General features: G+C 54.7%; 17 protein-coding genes. 9 read left to right on the top strand and 8 right to left on the bottom strand.

The genetic code is table 11. The features are described from left to right. Positions 1-55 precede the first annotated feature (55 nt). Complete coding sequence (gene efp, locus Q3Y66_RS07085) at positions 56-622, bottom strand: elongation factor P (RefSeq protein WP_008958607.1); 567 nt, start codon at positions 620-622, stop codon at positions 56-58. A 107-nt stretch (positions 623-729) separates the two neighbouring features. On the opposite strand from efp, the gene epmB reads away from it, so the two are divergent. Next, positions 730-1,764: an EF-P beta-lysylation protein EpmB gene (gene epmB / locus Q3Y66_RS07080; protein ID WP_008958606.1), complete on the top strand. Its 1,035-nt coding sequence runs from the start codon at positions 730-732 to the stop codon at positions 1,762-1,764. Between the two features lie 169 nt (positions 1,765-1,933). On the opposite strand, the gene Q3Y66_RS07075 is transcribed toward epmB, so the two are convergent. Then, positions 1,934-2,320: a type II toxin-antitoxin system VapC family toxin gene (locus tag Q3Y66_RS07075; RefSeq protein ID WP_008958605.1), complete on the bottom strand. Its 387-nt coding sequence runs from the start codon at positions 2,318-2,320 to the stop codon at positions 1,934-1,936. A gap of 1 nt (position 2,321) precedes the next feature. After that, entirely contained in the window at positions 2,322-2,561 is a 240-nt protein-coding gene (locus Q3Y66_RS07070) for a type II toxin-antitoxin system Phd/YefM family antitoxin (protein WP_008958604.1), read from the bottom strand. Positions 2,562-2,804: 243 nt separating this feature from the next. Here Q3Y66_RS07070 and Q3Y66_RS07065 point away from each other — a divergent pair, with 243 nt between their 5' ends. Further along, positions 2,805-3,170, top strand: coding sequence for a hypothetical protein (locus Q3Y66_RS07065; RefSeq protein ID WP_008958603.1), 366 nt, complete (start codon positions 2,805-2,807; stop codon positions 3,168-3,170). A 10-nt stretch (positions 3,171-3,180) separates the two neighbouring features. Beyond that, on the top strand, positions 3,181-5,205 hold the full coding sequence (locus Q3Y66_RS07060; protein WP_008958602.1) for a pyrroloquinoline quinone-dependent dehydrogenase: 2,025 nt from the start codon (positions 3,181-3,183) through the stop codon (positions 5,203-5,205). A gap of 81 nt (positions 5,206-5,286) precedes the next feature. Here the strand turns inward: Q3Y66_RS07060 and Q3Y66_RS07055 are convergent, their stop codons facing one another. From Q3Y66_RS07055 to Q3Y66_RS07045, 3 genes are read right to left on the bottom strand one after another with little or no spacing between them, the layout of a single operon-like run. After that, complete coding sequence (locus tag Q3Y66_RS07055) at positions 5,287-6,405, bottom strand: hypothetical protein (RefSeq protein ID WP_008958601.1); 1,119 nt, start codon at positions 6,403-6,405, stop codon at positions 5,287-5,289. Positions 6,406-6,438: 33 nt separating this feature from the next. After that, positions 6,439-8,145, bottom strand: coding sequence for a 2-isopropylmalate synthase (gene leuA, locus Q3Y66_RS07050; RefSeq protein WP_008958600.1), 1,707 nt, complete (start codon positions 8,143-8,145; stop codon positions 6,439-6,441). 10 nt (positions 8,146-8,155) lie between these two features. Then, the gene (locus Q3Y66_RS07045; RefSeq protein ID WP_008958599.1) at positions 8,156-9,052 is read right to left on the bottom strand and encodes an ion transporter; all 897 of its coding nucleotides are present in this window, start codon (positions 9,050-9,052) and stop codon (positions 8,156-8,158) included. A gap of 175 nt (positions 9,053-9,227) precedes the next feature. Here Q3Y66_RS07045 and Q3Y66_RS07040 point away from each other — a divergent pair, with 175 nt between their 5' ends. The 6 genes from Q3Y66_RS07040 to Q3Y66_RS07015 are packed head-to-tail and all read left to right on the top strand — an operon-like array spanning position 9,228 to position 15,098. After that, positions 9,228-12,068: a monovalent cation/H+ antiporter subunit A gene (locus Q3Y66_RS07040; RefSeq protein WP_008958598.1), complete on the top strand. Its 2,841-nt coding sequence runs from the start codon at positions 9,228-9,230 to the stop codon at positions 12,066-12,068. Then, positions 12,068-12,400, top strand: coding sequence for a Na+/H+ antiporter subunit C (locus tag Q3Y66_RS07035; RefSeq protein WP_008958597.1), 333 nt, complete (start codon positions 12,068-12,070; stop codon positions 12,398-12,400). Before Q3Y66_RS07040 ends, Q3Y66_RS07035 begins: the two co-directional genes overlap by 1 nt. Next, a complete protein-coding gene (locus tag Q3Y66_RS07030; RefSeq protein WP_008958596.1) occupies positions 12,397-13,911 on the top strand; it encodes a monovalent cation/H+ antiporter subunit D in 1,515 nt (504 codons plus the stop codon). Before Q3Y66_RS07035 ends, Q3Y66_RS07030 begins: the two co-directional genes overlap by 4 nt. Continuing rightward, the gene (locus Q3Y66_RS07025; protein ID WP_008958595.1) at positions 13,908-14,405 is read left to right on the top strand and encodes a Na+/H+ antiporter subunit E; all 498 of its coding nucleotides are present in this window, start codon (positions 13,908-13,910) and stop codon (positions 14,403-14,405) included. The genes Q3Y66_RS07030 and Q3Y66_RS07025 overlap by 4 nt, the downstream gene beginning before the upstream one ends. Beyond that, positions 14,399-14,668, top strand: coding sequence for a K+/H+ antiporter subunit F (locus Q3Y66_RS07020; RefSeq protein ID WP_008958594.1), 270 nt, complete (start codon positions 14,399-14,401; stop codon positions 14,666-14,668). The genes Q3Y66_RS07025 and Q3Y66_RS07020 overlap by 7 nt, the downstream gene beginning before the upstream one ends. A 43-nt stretch (positions 14,669-14,711) precedes the next feature. After that, positions 14,712-15,098 (top strand): Na+/H+ antiporter subunit G, encoded by a 387-nt coding sequence (locus Q3Y66_RS07015; RefSeq protein WP_008958593.1) that lies wholly within the window; start codon positions 14,712-14,714, stop codon positions 15,096-15,098. 88 nt (positions 15,099-15,186) lie between these two features. Here Q3Y66_RS07015 and serB read toward each other — a convergent pair whose 3' ends face one another. Further along, positions 15,187-16,113: a phosphoserine phosphatase SerB gene (gene serB / locus Q3Y66_RS07010; protein WP_008958592.1), complete on the bottom strand. Its 927-nt coding sequence runs from the start codon at positions 16,111-16,113 to the stop codon at positions 15,187-15,189. A gap of 3 nt (positions 16,114-16,116) precedes the next feature. Next, complete coding sequence (parC, locus tag Q3Y66_RS07005) at positions 16,117-18,369, bottom strand: DNA topoisomerase IV subunit A (protein ID WP_008958591.1); 2,253 nt, start codon at positions 18,367-18,369, stop codon at positions 16,117-16,119. Between the last annotated feature and the right edge of the window lie 2 nt (positions 18,370-18,371).

Genomic DNA, 18,371 nt, shown 5'->3' with positions numbered 1-18,371 from the left:
ACGCTAAAAGCGTGGCCATCCTCATTACCAAAGCGAAAAACAACGTGAAAAGTAATTAAGCGCGAGAGACGTAGTCCCCGCTGCGCGTATCAATTTTCAACACTTCGCCCTGATTGATAAACAGCGGTACGCGCACTACAGCGCCAGATGATAGCGTAGCAGGCTTAGAGCCACCTTGCGCCGTATCGCCTTTCAAACCTGGGTCAGTTTCAACCACTTCCAGCTCAATGAAGTTGGGCGGCGTCACAGAAATGGCCTTATCATTCCAAAGCGTAATGATATAGGGCACCTGCTCTTTCAGCCATTTAGCAGTATCACCCAAGGCTTTCTTTTCCACGGCGTACTGCTCAAAGGAGCCATCGGTCTTCATGAAGTGCCACATGTCACCATCGGTGTAGAGGTACTCCATCTCCAAATCCATGACGTCAGCGCCTTCCAGCGAATCACCAGATTTGAAAGTCTTCTCACCCACACGGCCCGTCATCAAGTTACGCAGCTTAACTCGGTTAAACGCCTGCCCCTTGCCAGGCTTGACCAGCTCGTTTTCGACGATCGAACAGGGATCGCCGTCGAGCATTACTTTCAAACCGCCTTTGAATTCATTGGTAGAATAGTTCGCCATAATGCCTCTCAATGTTTTATTTCAGTAACGTGATGCGCGAAGCCCTGCTTCGTCGTTGATAGCGTCATCCAATAAGTGCGCGCATGATAACCCGAAGGAGGGCTTTTTTGCAGGAGAACATCATTATTTCAGCCTCTGAAACGCAACAACAGTGCAACACGATGGTACGTTCCAATTGGCAGCAGCAACTCTCAAAGGCAATCCGCGACCCGCAAGTATTGTGCGAGCGGCTCGGGCTAGACACCGACCTGCTGACAGGCGCACAGCTAGGTCACGAGCTGTTTGAGGTATGCGTGCCTGAAGCCTATCTGGCTAAAATAGCCCCTGCGGATTTGAACGACCCCCTGCTTCTTCAGGTGCTGCCCTTGGGCAAGGAAGCCTCAACGACTCCAGGCTACGTCGCTGACCCGCTGGAAGAAGCCGGCCATCAGCCCGCTAAAGGGCTGATTCATAAATACGCTAACCGCGTGCTACTGATTGCAAGCCCAGCCTGTGCAATCAACTGCCGCTACTGTTTTCGCCGTCACTTCCCATATAGCGAGAACTCGCCTTCCCGGGCGCAGTGGCAGGAGGCGCTGGAGTACTTGCGTGCCGCCCCCTCCATTCACGAGGCGATTCTTTCCGGCGGCGACCCCCTTGCAGCAAGCGACCGGCAGCTTGCCTGGCTGGTCGAACAACTTGAAAGTATCCCTCACCTCAAGCGGCTGCGCATACATACCCGCTTGCCCGTGGTGATTCCTGACCGGATTGATGACGCACTGCTCGGCTGGCTAAGCAAAAGCCGCCTGCAAAAAGTGGTGGTGCTGCATATCAACCACGCCAATGAAATTGATCAGGCAGTGGTGGACGCCTGTACGCGTCTAAAGCAGGCGGGCGTGACGCTGTTGAACCAAAGCGTTCTTCTGAAAGGTATCAACGACAGCGTGCCCACTCTAGCAGCTCTCTCTGAACGGCTATTTGAAGCAGGCGTGCTGCCCTACTACCTGCACGTGCTAGACCCGGTTCAGGGCGCCGCCCACTTTGATGTACCCGATGAAGAAGCACGCCAACTAGTTGACCGCCTTCGCGATCACTTGCCAGGCTTTCTAATGCCACGCTTGGTTCGGGAAATACCCGGCAAAGGGAGTAAAACGCCGTTGTAATGCATGTTAAAGAAACCGCGGTGCTGAGACACTTGAATAACTCATCGCTGAGGCCTGAAGCTAAGTGAGGCGATTTAGCCTCCTAGTTGTTGATAACTATAGTCATTATCTGACGGCCCGGTTACCCATACTTTTCTGTGATCACAGGCTTCGTCTAGCTATAAGCTTGTTATATCCGCCGGATTGGACCTGTGTACTGAGCCACCAGCTCATCCGCAGTAAGCAGCAAAAATCCTTCCGCTTCTGCCTGGGCCACCAAAATCCGATCAAAGGGGTCTTTGTGAATGCTGGGTAAATGAGCAACGTTGAGCGTATGCAGTGAACTGATAGGGAGTTCTAAATAACCATTGTCTATCAGCCCGCGACGCAACAAGTGCGGATCAACGTGAAAATCAGGGCGTTGCAGACTGTTTTTAATCACCACTTCCCAGATGCTAGCGGCGCTAAAATATAGCTTGTTGTTATCATCGTTGATCAGCGATAGCGCATCAGCAGAGAGTTGCTCTGGCTCTGCCGCCGCCCAGAGTAAAATATGCGTATCCAGAAGCAGGTTCACATTAGACTCCAAATATCTCAGCTATTTCGTCTTGCCCCATACGGTCAAAATCATTGGGCACTTTAAATTGCCCGACCAGAAATCCCAGGCGCTTCTGCTGACCAGACGCCGGACTGTCAATTGCCGTGACTCGAGCCATTGGCTTACCCGCTTTGGCAATGATAAACCCCTCGCCCTCGGCAGCCCGCGCCACCAGCTGCGACAAGCGGGTTTTAGCTTCATGAATATTAATTGCTTCCATATAAAATCTCTCTAATGCGAAAACTTAGTCTAATAGATTTAGTTTAATAAAGATGCGCGTTTTTACAATGCCAGCCATCCACTGTGAAAAAAAGCGTCACCTATCAGCCTGCTCGTTTTCTGGGACTACTTCTCGCACTGCCGCAGGTTTACGGGGATTTTCTGCTAACGTTATAGAGCTAATTACTTTGTTGTGAGGCGTCCGCCTTACTATCATGAAAGTTTTCAAGGAGGAAATAACGCCATGTCGCTATCACACTCGACCCGGCTGGGCACTATCGTACTTCTCATCGCCTCACTCGCCGGGCTTGCCATCGCTGTATACGCCTATTTCTCTCCACTGACCGGCGTGACCGGGACACTCGGCGCCCTAGTGGCCATTGTGGCCTGCCTCGCCCTTGCGGTGTTGGCACTCCTTCTTGCGGCCATCAAAGGGCGAGGCGCTTCTATTGCATTGAGAGTGCTCATCTTGGTGGGCCTCACCGGCACTTTTTTCGCTGGCATGCTACTTCATCAATGGTGGATCTGCGCTGCTATGGTGGTCGGTTTAATCGGCCTGATCCTTGATATGGTTCGTCCGTCGCACCATACCCGCCCTACACATGCCTGAGGAGCCGACGATGCCAACTTCTTCATTTGCTAAACGACCTCACTTTAATACCCTCACGCTGCGCTGGGGCACCGCCACAGCATTGGCGCTTTGTTTATCACCCATACCGTTACTGGCACAAGATCAGCCAGATGAGTCGGAAAATAGTGAGGCGAATGCAGACAGCACTGCGCCCATCCCGCTGGTGCCTGGCGAGCCAATCTGGGACAGTTTCCACGGCCAACTCAACGCTCAGAAATATAGCCCGCTTGATCAAATCAATGTAGATAATGTTGGCGAGTTAGAGAAAGCATGGGAACTCCATACCGGCGATGTCGCAGATGGCTCGGGCGATTTACCAGCAACGGTCTGGTCTGCAACACCAGTATTTGCCAACGACACGCTCTATATCGGCACACCGTTCTACCGAATTATCGCGCTTGACCCAGCGAGTGGCGAAGAGAAATGGAGTTTTGACACCCAGTCCTCTCTGGAAGCACTCACCCAGCCCGCCTTAAAGAATCGTGGTGTCGCTTACTGGGAGGCCGATGATCCGGTGGCTGGCGAATCCTGCCAGAAAATCATCTACATGGGCACCATGGATGCTCAGCTATTCGCTGTAGACGCTGACAGCGGCGAGCCGTGCCAAGGGTTTGCCGATAACGGCGTGCTCAATGCCAATCAGTGGAACGACACCAACGATAAATGGCCGTTGTCGCTGCTACAGCCACCTACCGTGGTGGAAGATCATCTGATTTTAGGCTGGGCAGGCATGGACTGGGCCTATGAAGAAGCGCCCCCCGGCACCGTCTTTTCAATCAATGCCCGCACTGGCGAGCTTGAATGGACATTCCAGGCACTGAGCGATCAGATGCGCGAGCAGAGCGGTACCGCTAATGTGTGGACACACATGTCTGCCGACGAAGAGCGCGGCTTGGTTTACCTCCCGGTTTCTTCACCCTCGCCTAACTATTGGGGTGGCAACCGTACTGAAGAAGTCCCTCTCGGTACATCAACCACCGCCCTGGATATTGAAACTGGCGAAGTTGTTTGGTCCCGTCAGTGGGTTCATCACGACATCTGGGATTACGATATTAATTCTGCGCCAACGCTAATGGACATTACGGTAGATGGTGAAGAGATACCGGCATTGATCCAGGCGACCAAGATGGGCTTTCTGTTTGTGGTCAATCGTGAAACCGGTGAAGACGTCTGGCCGATTGAAGAGCGGCCGGTTCCGAGTGGTGACGGCTCCGTTGAAGGGGAAGTCTATGCGCCCACTCAGCCCTTCCCCACTAAACCGGCCCCGCTGATGGATCAGGCAGAAAAGCCCAAGGTTTGGGCGCTGGCCGACGCGGTTAGCTTCGGAGAGTGTTCAGCACTGTGGGAGGAACTTCGCTATGAAGGTATGTACACCCCACCCACTACCGAGGGTGAAGGTACGCTAGGCTTTCCTATCAGCGCAGGTGGCGTGCAATGGGGCGGCGTAGCATTCGATCCTGAAAGTCAGACGGCGGTGGTCAACACGTCGCATATCGTGCAGTACATCAGACTTTATGACCGTGAAGCTTACGAGTCAGCCAATAGAGCATCTGGCAACGAGAGTGGCTTTGCGTCTCAGGAAGGCGCGCCCTACGGCATGCGCCTTGAGGTTGCCCTCAACAGGCTAGGCATGCCCTGCTGGGAACCGCCTTTCGGTGAGCTTGTAGCTCTCGACATGACCACTGGCGATATCAAATGGCGTCGTCCGTTGGGAGCATCGCAGCAGTATGGCTTCTATATGCCCGAAAGCTGGGGCTCGCCTACCATTGGTGGCCCAGCGGTCACCGCGGGTAACGTTATCTTTATCGGTGCCTCAATGGATGCCAAGGTACGTGCTTACTCCCTTGAAACCGGCGAAGAACTCTGGTCAGATCAGACCGAAGCTCCGTCTGTCTCCAACCCCGCCGTTTACGAGTACGACGGTCGCCAATACGTTGCCTTTATTTCCGGTGGGAATACCATTCTGAAAAATCAGGTAGGTGATCAAATCACGGTTTACGCCCTGCCAGAATAACGCTAGCAAAATGGGCAAGTAACAATCGGGGTGGCTCTAAAGCCGCCCCGATTGCGTTAACAGCTACTTTCTCACCCTGTTTCAGCCAAGATCACTGGTATGAGGCTTGGTACGTTTGGCTAACTGTTTATTTGCTGCACCAAAACACACCCGTATTACTGGTACCAACAGCCACAATAGTGGCGTGAGTAACCAGCGATAGGCAAAGCGAGCAATGAACAGGATCGGCAGTAGTAGAATCAGCCAGATAAGAAACTGACCGAACCAAACCGGCCAGCCAAGCCAGGTCGAGAGATTGGCACCGAGTGCGCTCACTAAGCTTGGGTGGCGAACCACCACATAAGCGGTGCCCGCTACGGCGGCGACCTTGGCCATGCGGGGCAACGACGCAAAACGGCCGCTGGTGGCCAACACCCCTTGTCGCAGCCCTGTTCGGGCGCCCTGCGCTTCGATACTGCCTACACGAGCAGCACGTGTAGCTCTGCCTGCCCGCAGCACCTTGACAGTGCTGGCCATGACCAGCAGATCGACACCCGCCCAGCCTAGATCGGCGGCGCCAATGTTGTCGCCCCGCCGCCACTGGCTTTCGAGATCACGCAGGTCGCTGGTAAAAAAGTCGCCGACACCCGCGACCACTCGCTCACCTTGTAACCACTCAACCTCACCTTGGTCACTCAACACAAACTGATTAAGCAGCGCGTGACCGTTCTCCTCAAGTAGAGCAATGCCCATCTGCCCACGGCGGAATGGCGTCAGTTCTGCATTAGCGGTTGCTTCCTCATCACTCCACCAACGACTGACCTGCTGATAGCGCTCGCCGACCCAGTGTTGTGCCCGTAGCGTGGCGACATCGTGAGTGCGAAAAAAGCTGATGGGCAGTACCGCGTCAGCGCCAAAGCGCGACAATACACCCTGAAACTGAGGTGAGAGACCATACTCTTCCAACACTTCCCGGGCCAAATCGTCGTAATGCAAAATGGCCAGGGAGGCACTCATCCATAGTGCCTGATCCGAAGCGTAGCTAAGGAATAGCGCATTGATTTCCGGGGACTCACGCTGAAGCGATGGCTCAATAGAGGGCAGCGCCCGCTGAGCTTCCAGGCGCACCAGTTGAGACTCAAACGGTTCGTGGGAAGCCAGCGCGGATGCGAGCCCTGCGATTACCATCGCGGTCAATACTATGATCTGCCAGGGCCGCATCGTTTTCGCCTCGCTAAATGGGTAACTGAGTAATTACCCCAATGTTTCCGCCGTCACGTTCGCCGCCGCAGGTTGAGTGGAGTGATGGCGGTTTATAGCGCTAAGAACGCCTTTCATGGAAGCGCTAGTGATACTTTCATCAGTGCCCACGCCGAACACTGCTTTACCATCGATACGTACTTCCACGTAAGCGATTGCCTCAGCATCGGCGCCTTGACCGCGGGAGTGCTCGTGGTAGTCGATGATTTCCACATCGTGCCCGGCGGCGGCCAGTGCTTTAACAAAGGCAGCTAGCGGGCCATTGCCTTCACCGCTGAGCGTTTGGCGGCTGCCATCAGTCTCAACGATGGCTTCCAGTGTCACTTTGGGGCTGTCAGGTTCAGAAGAGAGCCGATGACTCACCAACCCAAAGGGTGCTCGCTGCTCCAGATACTCATCCGCGAACGCTTGGTAGATCATCTGCGAAGTGATCTCGCGCCCGGTGCGCTCAGCGACTTCCTGCACCACCTGGCTGAACTCAATCGAAAGGCGACGCGGCAACTCAATGCCGTGCTCCTGCTCAAGCAGGTAAGAAACGCCGCCTTTACCCGACTGGCTGTTAACCCGGATAACGGCTTCGTAGCTGCGGCCCACGTCGAGCGGATCGATAGGTAAATAAGGTACATCCCACACAGCATCTGGATTAGCGCGGCGATCCGCCATGCCTTTTTTGATCGCATCCTGATGAGAGCCAGAGAACGCGGTGAATACCAAATCGCCCACGTAGGGGTGACGCGGATGCACCGGCAACTGGTTGCAGTACTCCACTTCGCGCATGATCGGGGTGATATTGGAGAAATCGAGCTGCGGGTGAACGCCCTGGGTGTACATGTTCATCGCCAATGTGACGATATCGACGTTACCGGTACGCTCACCGTTACCAAACAGCGTGCCCTCAACGCGGTCAGCTCCCGCCATTAGCGTCAATTCTGCTGCTGCCACGCCGGTACCGCGGTCGTTGTGGGGGTGAACGCTGACAATCAGATGATCACGATTTTTAATGTTGCGACAGAACCACTCAATTTGGTCGGCATAGTTATTGGGCGTAGCGACTTCTACCGTTGCGGGCAGGTTCACGATCATCGGCTTATCACCACGGGTGCCATAGGCTTCCATGACCGCTTCGACGATCTCAACGGCGAAATCCATCTCGGTGGTGGTGAAGAGCTCTGGGGAGTACTGAAACGTCCAATTGGTTTGCGGAGCGGCTTCCATCTGCGCGCGAATCTGTTGGGTAGCCTCTACGGCGATTTGCACACACTCGGCTTTATCGACATTAAACACCACCCGGCGAAACATCGGGTCAGTGGCGTTATAGACGTGGACGATCGCGTTTTTAGCGCCCTGAAGTGCCTCAAAGGTGCGTTCAATCAAGTGCGGGCGCGCCTGGGTCAGCACCTGAATGGTCACATCCTCAGGGATCTTATCCTGCTCGATCAGCGAGCGTACGAAATCAAAATCGGTTTGTGAGGCCGAGGGAAAGCCGACTTCAATCTGCTTAAAGCCAACATTCAACAGCATGTCGAACAATCGCTGCTTACGCTCCTGGTCCATCGGATCAATCAGCGATTGATTACCGTCGCGCAGATCCACACTGCACCAGACAGGCGCTGCTTCAATGCGCTGGCTCGGCCACTGGCGGTCAGGTAGATCAACGGCCACAAAGGGGCGGTACTTTTTGGCGGGGTCAGACAACATCATGGCGGCTCTCCTAAAATCGGTCAGTGGTGGGCTTGTCGCTGTGCTTACCGCCCGCATCATTCTGGTGTGGTGGGGCTGGCGAGTATGCTTGAGAGAGCGCTGACTCCATACGGTCAAGCTGCGCTTTCAGCCCGCGAACATCATTGCGCAGCGACTGCAGCTCGGCTTCTTCACCTTCGCCGTTGTCCAACGCCATTTGCGCGCTCTCTTTCTGCATCACGTCCAGCACAATACCAATCATCATATTGAGAAAAATAAAGGCGTTCAAAAAGATAAAGGTTAAAAAATAGATCCAGGCGTAGGGATAAACCTCCATGGCCGGGTAAAGCACCGCTGTAGCCCAGCTCTCGAAGGTCGCCACTTGAAATAGCGTCAACATGGCCAGGGAAATATTGCCCCATAGCCCCTCGTCCACATTGTGGAAAAGGAAGCTCCCAATGGCGGCATATATGTAGAAGATGATAAACATCAATAGGACGACATACCCCATCCGTGGCACCGACTTAACCAAGGCGCTTAACAGCATTTGTAGCTCGGGAATCATCGACACCAAGCGCAGCACCCGGAAAATACGCAGTAGCCTGGCCAGCAGCACCATTTCAGAGTCATCCATGGGAATCAGGCTGGCGGTCACAATGAGGAAGTCAAAGACGTTCCACCCTTTCTTGAAGAAACTCAGCAGCGTGCGTTCAGCGGCTATCCTGATTAAAATCTCAATCAGGAAAAATATGGTGACTGCCATATCAAGATAGAGCAGCCACTGCTCCACTTGAGTGGTTTCTTCATAGGTTTTTGCCCCTATCACCAGGGCAGAAATGACGATAATGGCAATCACGACCGCTTCAAAAATCTTATTACTACGCAGCCTTTCAAAACGGGCTTGCCAGGTATTAAAGGGTTCACTCATGGAACGTAAAATCTCTCAACGGTTGACCGGCACACTTTATACTAAAACTACACACCTTCTACACAAGTGATATCCTGTTGTTTCACTTGATGTATCCTACGCCATCAGAACGCCCTCAAAGCGCCCTGTTGGTACTCTTTTGAATTTTTTAACTTTAGCCGCTGGATGATCCCCCATGACACTGCTTTGGATAGCCTTATTGCCTCTGCTAGGCGTACTGGTGCCGGCACTTACCGCACAGCGTGGTCGCAGCTTCTGTTCCCTTGCGACGGCAGTGCTGCCAGCGACCGCCTTAGTAATGACGCTACTCAACGTGCCAGCCCTGCTAGACGGTGAGCAACTACGTTTTTCAGTCACCTGGATGCCTGAGTTGGCGCTGGACTTAGCGTTCCGCCTCGATGGGCTATCGCTGCTGTTTAATCTGTTGATACTGGGCATTGGCTTACTGATTATTCTCTATGCCCACTACTACTTAGCAAAAGATGAACCCTTTGGCCGATTCTACGCCTTCCTGATGCTTTTTATGGCGTCAATGGTCGGTATTTCAATGTCGGACAACCTGATTCTGCTATGGCTATTCTGGGAGTTAACCAGCCTCTCTTCGTTTTTACTGATCGGTTATTGGTCCTACCGCAGTGATGCACGCAAAGGCGCCCGTATGGCGCTAACGGTTACCGGTGCGGGCGGCCTTGCGCTACTGGCTGGTTTGCTGCTGCTAGGCGATATGGCGGGCAGCTTCAATATGGGCGATGTGTTAGCCAGCGGAGACGTCATTCTTGCCGACCCGCGCTACCCGCTCATGCTCGGCTTGGTACTGCTGGGGGCCTTTACCAAATCCGCACAGTTTCCTTTCCATTTTTGGTTGCCCCATGCGATGGCGGCACCCACGCCAGTATCTGCGTACCTCCACTCGGCGACCATGGTTAAAGCGGGCATTTTCCTGATGGCGCGGCTGCACCCTGCCATCGCTGGCAGTGAGCTGTGGAGCGTGGTCGTTTCACTCGTCGGCATCGTCACCATGCTGTACGGCGCTTGGTTTGCTTTGATGAAAACCGACCTGAAGGGCATTTTAGCGTTCTCCACGGTCAGTCATTTAGGTTTAATCACGGTGCTGTTAGGCATTGGCAGCCCCATGGCGATCCTGGCTGCGCTGTTCCATATCCTCAATCATGCTACTTTCAAAGCCGCTCTATTTATGAGCGCAGGCATTATCGATCATGAGACCGGCACCCGGGAGCTAAAGCAGCTGGGTGGCCTGAAAAAAGCCATGCCTGTCACGGCGCTCTTGACCACGCTGGCGGCTGCCGCCATGGCGGGCGTGCCGCTATTCAACGGCTTTTTATCCAAAGAGATGTTCTTTACCGAGTCGTTAGCAACCCCCGTTTTGGGTGGGGTGAGCTGGCTATTACCCGCGCTAGCGGCCCTCGGCGGTATTCTCTCGGTCGCTTATTCGCTGCGTTTAGTACACGCCGTCTTTTTCAAACCAGCCCGTGAAGAACCGCCAAAAACGCCCCATGAACCGCCGCATTTGATGCGCCTACCGGTTGAAATATTAGTGGTGCTTTGTGTGGTGGTCGGCCTGTTCCCGGCGTTTATGGCCACAGGGTTGTTAGAACTTGCCAGCGAAGCGGTGATTGGAAGTCCACTCGATTTTCATCTGGCTATCTGGCACGGCGTTAATCTACCGCTCATCATGAGCTTGCTGGCCTTTGTCGTCGGTATTGCGCTGTATTGGCGCCATGGTGATGTGCGCCGATTTACGCAACAGTTTGCAGGCATTGACGCCCGACGCGTTTTTGAGCGCATTCTTATCTCTATCGGCTACCGTGCTGAGCAACTGATTGCGGCACTGGAAGGCAATTCGCTTCAACGCTATGTGGGTTGGCTATGGCTGGCGGCGCTGGTAATGGGGGGTATTGGCCTCGTAAAAATCACTGACTTGACCGGCGCGGCAGGAAATCAGCCACTGGACGGCATTCTTATTCTAGGCGCTGGGATGCTGATGTTTGGTGGCGTGGCGACCGCCGCCACCCATCGCTATCGGTTGATTTCGCTATTGATGCTGTCGGTAGTGGGCCTATTTGTGGCACTGACCTTTGCCCGTTTCTCGGCACCCGATCTAGCGCTGACACAGCTTTCTGTGGAAGTCGTGACCATGATTCTGCTGATGCTGGCGCTATTTTTCTTACCGCAAAAAACGCCGCGCGAATCCAGCCCACTACGCAACGTTCGCGATATGCTGCTGGCTGGCTCGCTTGGCTTGGTGATCGCCAGCCTTAACTACGCCGTCATGACGCGCGATACACTGTCGATTTCCAGCTTCTTTGTGGAAAACAGCAAGCCTGGTGGTGGGGGCTACAACGTCGTCAACGTCATTCTGGTCGACTTCCGTGGTTTCGATACCTTAGGGGAAATCACCGTATTGGCCATCGCTGGCTTGGCGATCTTTAAGCTGCTCAACCGCTTACGCCTGTTTATGCCGCACAGTGACGGAGAGGGACGGGTATGGTCACCCGATCGCTACCCGGCGGTGCTAACGTCAATTTCAATGACACTGCTACCGCTGGCGCTCCTGGTCTCTGCGTTTATCTTCCTGCGTGGCCACAATCAGCCGGGCGGTGGGTTTATTGCCGGCCTGATTACCGCAGTCGCCCTCATTCTGTTGTATATGGCGCGTGGCGTGGAGTGGGCGCAAGAGCGTCTCGATTTCCCCTTCCAACCGGTAGCCGTTATCGGGGTCGCCGTTGCTACGCTCACGGGGCTGGGTAGCTGGCTGTTTGGTCATCCGTTCCTCACCTCCGCATTCGGTTACTTCAGCCTACCGCTGATAGGCACCTTTGAATTGGCCACCGCACTGCTCTTTGATCTGGGCGTGTACTTAGCCGTGGTAGGCGCCACGCTGATGATTTTGGCCAACCTTGGCAAAGTCACTACGGCGCACCGACCGGTGACCGAAGCCTCGGAAAAAGACACCGATACCGCTGCTGCAACCTCTTCTGCTAAGGAGCCTCGTTAATGGAACTGCTCTATGCAATGACCACCGGCGTCTTGACCGCCTGTGGTCTCTACTTAACCTTGCGAGGCCGCACCTTTCCCGTGGTGGTAGGCCTAACGCTGCTCTCTTATGCAGTGAACCTGTTTCTGTTTTCGATGGGGGGTCTCACCACTGATGGGCCAGCCATTGTGTCCGAAGGAACGAACTATGCCGACCCACTCCCCCAAGCGCTAGTGCTCACGGCCATTGTCATCGGGTTTGCGATGACCGCCTTCGTGGTGATTTTAGCTATGCGGGCACGCAGTGAAGTGGGTAACGACCATGTCGACGGTAAAAAGGAAGACCGAGAATGATGCAGCACCTGATTGTTTTTCCTGTCGTTTTACCGCTAGTGGCGGGTATATTACTGCTCTATCAACGGCAGGGCTTAGTACGCTATAAGCGTGCCGTCAGCGTTGCCGCCACCGTACTGTTACTGCTGGTTGCAATTGGCCTTTTGCGCCAAGCCGCCAGTGATCAGGTCACTTATTATGCCCTGGGCGATTGGCAAGCACCGTTCGGCATTGTACTAGTACTGGATCGCCTCTCGGCACTGATGCTGCTTGTCACCGCTGTTTTGGCGGTCGGTGCCGTTGTGTTTGCCTGCGCGGGGGATGATGAAAAAGGCAGCAACTTTCATGGCCTTTTTCAGTGGCAGCTGTTGGGCATCAACGGCGCCTTTTTAACCGGTGATTTGTTTAACCTGTTCGTCTTTTTTGAAGTACTGCTACTGGCCTCTTACGCGCTGCTTTTGCACGGCGGAGGAAAAGCGCGCATTCAAGCCAGCGTCCACTACGTGGTTCTCAACCTGGCAGGCTCGTCGCTGTTTCTCATCGCGGTGGGGATTCTGTATGGCGCCACGGGCACGCTCAATATGGCCGATATGGCAATCCGCGTGGCTGAACTGCCCGCAGAGCGTGAAGGCTTAGTCACCGCTGGCGCATTAATGCTACTGGTGGTGTTTGGGTTAAAAGCCGCCATCTTGCCACTCTACTTCTGGCTACCCAAAGCCTACGCATCCGCGCCTGCGCCGGTAGCAGCGCTGTTTGCCATCATGACCAAGGTAGGTATCTACGCTATTCTGCGTGTCTATTCACTGCTGTTTGGCGACACCGCTGGCGGGCTGGAAGCACTGGAGCAACCTTGGGTTTGGTGGCTCTCGCTTGCCACTTTGGCGGCCGCAGGTGTCGGCGTAATGGCCGCACGAGACTTGCGCTTGCTGGTGGCTTATTTGGTGTTGGTATCCGTAGGCACGCTGCTGGCGGGTATCGGCATGCGCTCACCTCAGGCTGTCTCGGCCCTGCTCTATTACCTGATCCACACCACGCTGGTTACCGGTGGTTTGTTCCTGTTGGCGGAAATGATCGGCCTGCAACGTGGTAAAGCAGGTACGCGCCTGGTGAAGGGCCGTCCGATGGTTCAGGGCGCGGGGCTCGCCATGCTATTTTTTGTAGGCGCCATCGCCGTCGCTGGCGTTCCGCCGTTTTCAGGCGCTATCGGCAAGGCATTAATGCTTAATGCTGCCGAAGGCACGCAGCGTCTTTGGCTTTGGCCGTTACTGCTGTTGACCAGCCTAGCCTCGCTGGTTGCGCTTTCCCGTGCTGGCTCTACGCTGTTTTGGCGTAGCCATCGTGGCAACGTGAGTGGTTCACCATTGCCACGTCGCCAGTGGTTTGGCGTTATCTGGCTGCTTAGCGCAGCGCCGCTGTTAGTTGCACTGGCTGGGCCGGTGAGCAGCTACACTCAAGCGACCGCTGACCAATTAGCCAACCCTCAGGTGCTGATTCGCACGCTACTACCCAATGCTGCTGGAGATGCCCAATGATCGCCCCGCGCTCCTGGCTACCCACGCCTGTATTATCGATACTTCTACTCGTCGTGTGGCTGTTGTTAGTACGCAGCTACGCGTTTGGCCAGTTCGTGTTAGGCGGCTCGTTAGCTATTTTGATCCCCCTACTAACCCATCGTTTTTGGGATGCACGGCCTCTTATCGCCAAACCCTTTGCCTTGCTGCGGTTTATCTTCCGTGTGCTGGGCGACATTATCACTGCCAACTTTGAAGTGGCTTACTTGATCGCCAACCCATGGCGCAAGCTTAAACCCCATTTTATTGAATACCCGCTAATGCTAGAGGAGCGGTTCACCATCACGCTGCTCGCCAGCACGATCAGCCTGACACCGGGCACCGTGTCGGCCAATCTGCGTATGGATGGTAAATCACTGCTGATTCACGCCTTGAACGTGGACGATGAGGAAGCGCTGATTAACCAGATTCGCGAGCGCTATGAACGCCCACTTAAGGAGATCTACGAATGTTAAGCATTGCACTCTATATCACCTTAGCGCTGGTCGTGATGGCGCTGTTGATGAACCTCTACCGCCTGACCATTGGGCCCAGCTTGCCTGATCGCGTACTTGCGTTAGACACCATGTACGTTAATTCCATTGCGCTTATCGTACTGCTGGGGCTGTGGCTGAACAGCAAAACCTATTTCGAGTCAGCGCTGTTGATCGCAATGCTAGGTTTTATCAGCACCGTGGCGGTTTGCAAATATATTCTGCGCGGAGACATCATCGAATGATTAACATGAATTATCAAACGATGAACAAAAGCCCGGGGGATCTATGTCTGTAATCGTTGAAGCGCTTATTTCACTGCTGCTGATCGCCGGCGGAATCTTTGTTTTTATCGGTTCGCTGGGGATGGCGCACCTGCGCGATTTCTATATGCGCCTGCATGGCCCGACCAAGGCCACCACCTTGGGCATCGGCTGCATGCTCATCGCTTCGATGCTGTATTTCTGGAGCGTGGACGGCAAACCGGATATCCAAGAACTGCTGATTACGCTTTTCCTGTTTATTACCGCCCCCGTCAGCGCCCACCTGCTGGCCAAATCTGGCTTACACCTGCGATTGAAGCATGCGGTCAAGACGCAAGGGCATCCGGTCGAGTTAAGGGCTGAAGAAGTCGGCGACAAACCGGTACCGCACCCCGATAAGGGCCATGGCTGAATCGGCATAAAATAAAAAGCGGGTGGTGCTGGAAAGCACCACCCGCTTTTTTACTGCCCACTCTTATACTTCCTACTTTTATACTGCTCTACGGTGTTAAATCCTGCTGCTGATAGCCGAGCAGGTAGAGCACACCGTCAAGACCCGATGTCGAGATCGCCTGACACGCTTGGGCACGCACCAACGGCTTGGCCCGAAACGCAATGCCCATCCCCGCTTTGGCAAGCATCTTAAGATCGTTGGCACCGTCACCCACGGCTATCGTCTGATCGAGTGTAAAGCCCTGCCGCAGTGCGATGACTTCGAGCAGTTCGGCTTTGCGCTCAGCATCCACGATTGGCTCGCTTACTTCGCCAGTCACTTTGCCATTTTCGATGATCAACTCATTGGCATGGATCTCGTCAAAGCCAAGCTTCTTCTGTAAGTGGAGGGCAAAGTAGGTAAAGCCGCCGGAGAGTATGGCGGTGCGATAGCCTAACCGCTTTAAATTGACCATCAGACGCTCAACGCCCTCCATCAACGGTAGTTCCTCCGCAATTTCCGCCAACACCGACTCATCCAAACCGACCAGTTTGCTCATCCGCTCGCGAAAGCTCGCCTTGAAATCCAGCTCCCCGCGCATGGCACGCTCGGTGACTTCGGCGACCTCTTCGCCCACGCCATGGCGGCGAGCCAGCTCATCAATCACCTCAGCTTTAATCAACGTGGAGTCCATATCGAAACAGACCAAACGGGGCTGAACGTGATCGCGAGTATCTAGTTGGGCAACGATATCAATACCCAGCGTTTCACTCAGCAAAAGCGCGGCGTCGCGCACTGCTTTGCTATCTGCGTCGCCGGACAAACAGTACTCAATACAGTCGATGCCGTCACCTGGCTGAAATGAGACATCGGCAAGCCGCTGGGTACTCTTCACGTTCAGATTAAACTGCATAATGAGAGCATCTACCTGAGCTTGAATGTCGGCGGTTAAATCCGACGCCAGTACAGTTAGGATCAAATCACCGCGTGCCATTACTTACTCCCCTGCCTCTAGTCGATCTACTTTCTGGAAGCCGCGGGGCAGCTTGCTACCACGACGACCGCGCTCACCGCGATAGTATGCCAAGTCGTCGGCTTTTAGCGTCAGCTTGCGCTTGCCTGCATGGATCAACAGCGCATCACTGGCGGCTAGCACCACAATGCCGGTAACAAACTCCTCCCGGCGGGCGGCTCGTGGGCCTGGGATATCGAGCATTTTATTGCCCTTGCCTTTAGACATCTCGGGCAACTGATCCAAGGGGAACAGCAACAGCCGACCTTCGTTTGAAACAGAAGCCACCCACAGCTCATCGCCCTCTGGCACGTCAATCGGCGCCATCACATTGCAGCCTTTGGGCAGGCTAAGTACCGCTTTACCGGCTTTGTTTTTACCGGTAAGTGTGTCGAGACGCGCCACAAAGCCATAGCCACCATCAGTGGCAAGCACGAAGCGCCGCTCCGGTGGCGCAAACATTAGCCCCGCCATTTTTGCTCCGGCGGCCACGTTAGCACGCCCGGTAACCGGCTCACCCTGGCCACGCGCACTGGGTAGGTTATGTGCAGACAGCGTATAGGCGCGACCGGTGTCATCCAGCAGCACCAGCGGTTGATTGGTTTTACCTTTCGCCGCCAGTTGGAAGCTATCCCCAGCTTTATAGGAGAGCCCCTCGGGGTCGATATCGTGCCCCTTGGCCGCACGAATCCAGCCTTTATCGGAAAGCACCACGGTAATCGGGTCAGCGCCCAGCAGCTCGACTTCTGTCAGCGCCTTGGACTCTTCGCGCTCGACCAACGGTGAGCGGCGCTCGTCACCATGCTCTTTACCCGCCGCGCGAATCTCTTTTTCGATCAGGGTAGTGAGCTTAGCTTCGCTGCCCAGTAGCCCTTCTAAATATTTGCGCTCTTTTTCCAGCTCATCCTGCTCACCGCGAATTTTCATCTCTTCGAGTTTGGCAAGATGACGCAGACGCAGCTCTAAAATGGCTTCCGCTTGACGTTCGGAGAGGCTGAAAGTCGCCATCAGCGAGGCTTTTGGATCATCTTCCTCACGGATAATACGGATCACTTCATCCAGGTCGAGGTAGGCGATCAGAAGGCCTTCCAAGATATGCAGGCGATCCTCGACTTTACCTAGGCGGTGCTCTAAACGACGGCGCACCGTGCTACGGCGGAACTGTAGCCATTCGCCCAGCATTTCCGTCAGCGGCATGACCCGTGGGCGACCGTCCAGGCCGATCACGTTCATGTTCACTCGCACGTTCTTTTCCAAATCGGTGGTGGCGAACAGGTGCGCCATCAGCGACTCAACGTCAATGCGGTTGGAGCGCGGTTCAATCACCAGCCGGGTCGGCTCTTCATGAGTCGACTCATCGCGCAGGTCGGCCACCATGGGCAGCTTTTTGGCCTGCATTTGCGCGGCGATCTGCTCCAGCACCTTGGCGCCACTAACCTGATAAGGCACCGAGGTAATAACGATATTGGCTTCTTCACGGATGTAGCGCGCGCGTAGCTTTACCGAGCCGCGGCCAGATTCGTAGAGCTTACGCAGGTCCGCAGGCGGGGTAATAATTTCCGCATCGGTAGGGAAATCCGGTGCAGGCACGAATTCCATTAAATCCGCGGTAGTCGCCTTGGGGTTGCGCAGCAAATGGCATGTTGCTTCGACGACTTCCGACACATTATGCGGCGGAATATCGGTCGCCATGCCGACGGCAATCCCGGTACCGCCATTGAGCAGCACATGGGGTAACTTTGCAGGTAGTACCAGCGGTTCCTGCATGGTGCCATCGAAGTTGGGCGCCCAATCGACGGTGCCTTGGCCCAGTTCACCCAGCAGCACTTCGGCGAACTTGGAAAGCTTGGCCTCGGTATAGCGCATAGCGGCAAAGGATTTAGGGTCGTCGGGGCTACCCCAGTTGCCCTGGCCATCCACCAGCGGATAGCGGTAGCTAAATGACTGTGCCATCAGCACCATGGCTTCGTAGCAAGCGCTGTCGCCATGGGGGTGAAATTTACCCAGTACGTCACCGACGGTACGCGCCGACTTTTTATACTTGGCGTTGGCGTGCAGCGCCAGCTCGCGCATGGCGTAAATAATCCGCCGCTGCACGGGTTTCATACCGTCGCCGATATTGGGCAAGGCGCGGTCGAGAATGACGTACATCGAGTAGTCGAGGTACGCTTTTTCAGTGTAGTCGCGCAGGGAGAGGCGTTCGACGTCTCCCTCCGCTACTTGAATATCCATGGTCATCG

The sequence above is a fragment of the Halomonas sp. HAL1 genome (genome assembly GCF_030544485.1).
In the GTDB taxonomy this organism is placed as follows: Bacteria; Pseudomonadota; Gammaproteobacteria; order Pseudomonadales; family Halomonadaceae; genus Vreelandella; species Vreelandella arctica.
This window is presented reverse-complemented; position numbering and strand designations above follow the sequence as displayed.

Coding starts and splice junctions, on each gene's coding strand:
- Q3Y66_RS07055 (WP_008958601.1), bottom strand. CDS start 6,405: ATGCGGCCCTGGCAGATCATAGTATTGACCGCGATGGTAATCGCAGGG.
- Q3Y66_RS07040 (WP_008958598.1), top strand. CDS start 9,228: ATGACACTGCTTTGGATAGCCTTATTGCCTCTGCTAGGCGTACTGGTG.
- Q3Y66_RS07070 (WP_008958604.1), bottom strand. CDS start 2,561: ATGGAAGCAATTAATATTCATGAAGCTAAAACCCGCTTGTCGCAGCTG.
- Q3Y66_RS07025 (WP_008958595.1), top strand. CDS start 13,908: ATGATCGCCCCGCGCTCCTGGCTACCCACGCCTGTATTATCGATACTT.
- Q3Y66_RS07015 (WP_008958593.1), top strand. CDS start 14,712: ATGTCTGTAATCGTTGAAGCGCTTATTTCACTGCTGCTGATCGCCGGC.
- Q3Y66_RS07065 (WP_008958603.1), top strand. CDS start 2,805: ATGTCGCTATCACACTCGACCCGGCTGGGCACTATCGTACTTCTCATC.
- parC (WP_008958591.1), bottom strand. CDS start 18,369: ATGACCATGGATATTCAAGTAGCGGAGGGAGACGTCGAACGCCTCTCC.
- Q3Y66_RS07060 (WP_008958602.1), top strand. CDS start 3,181: ATGCCAACTTCTTCATTTGCTAAACGACCTCACTTTAATACCCTCACG.
- leuA (WP_008958600.1), bottom strand. CDS start 8,145: ATGATGTTGTCTGACCCCGCCAAAAAGTACCGCCCCTTTGTGGCCGTT.
- Q3Y66_RS07020 (WP_008958594.1), top strand. CDS start 14,399: ATGTTAAGCATTGCACTCTATATCACCTTAGCGCTGGTCGTGATGGCG.
- Q3Y66_RS07035 (WP_008958597.1), top strand. CDS start 12,068: ATGGAACTGCTCTATGCAATGACCACCGGCGTCTTGACCGCCTGTGGT.
- serB (WP_008958592.1), bottom strand. CDS start 16,113: ATGGCACGCGGTGATTTGATCCTAACTGTACTGGCGTCGGATTTAACC.
- Q3Y66_RS07030 (WP_008958596.1), top strand. CDS start 12,397: ATGATGCAGCACCTGATTGTTTTTCCTGTCGTTTTACCGCTAGTGGCG.
- efp (WP_008958607.1), bottom strand. CDS start 622: ATGGCGAACTATTCTACCAATGAATTCAAAGGCGGTTTGAAAGTAATG.
- Q3Y66_RS07045 (WP_008958599.1), bottom strand. CDS start 9,052: ATGAGTGAACCCTTTAATACCTGGCAAGCCCGTTTTGAAAGGCTGCGT.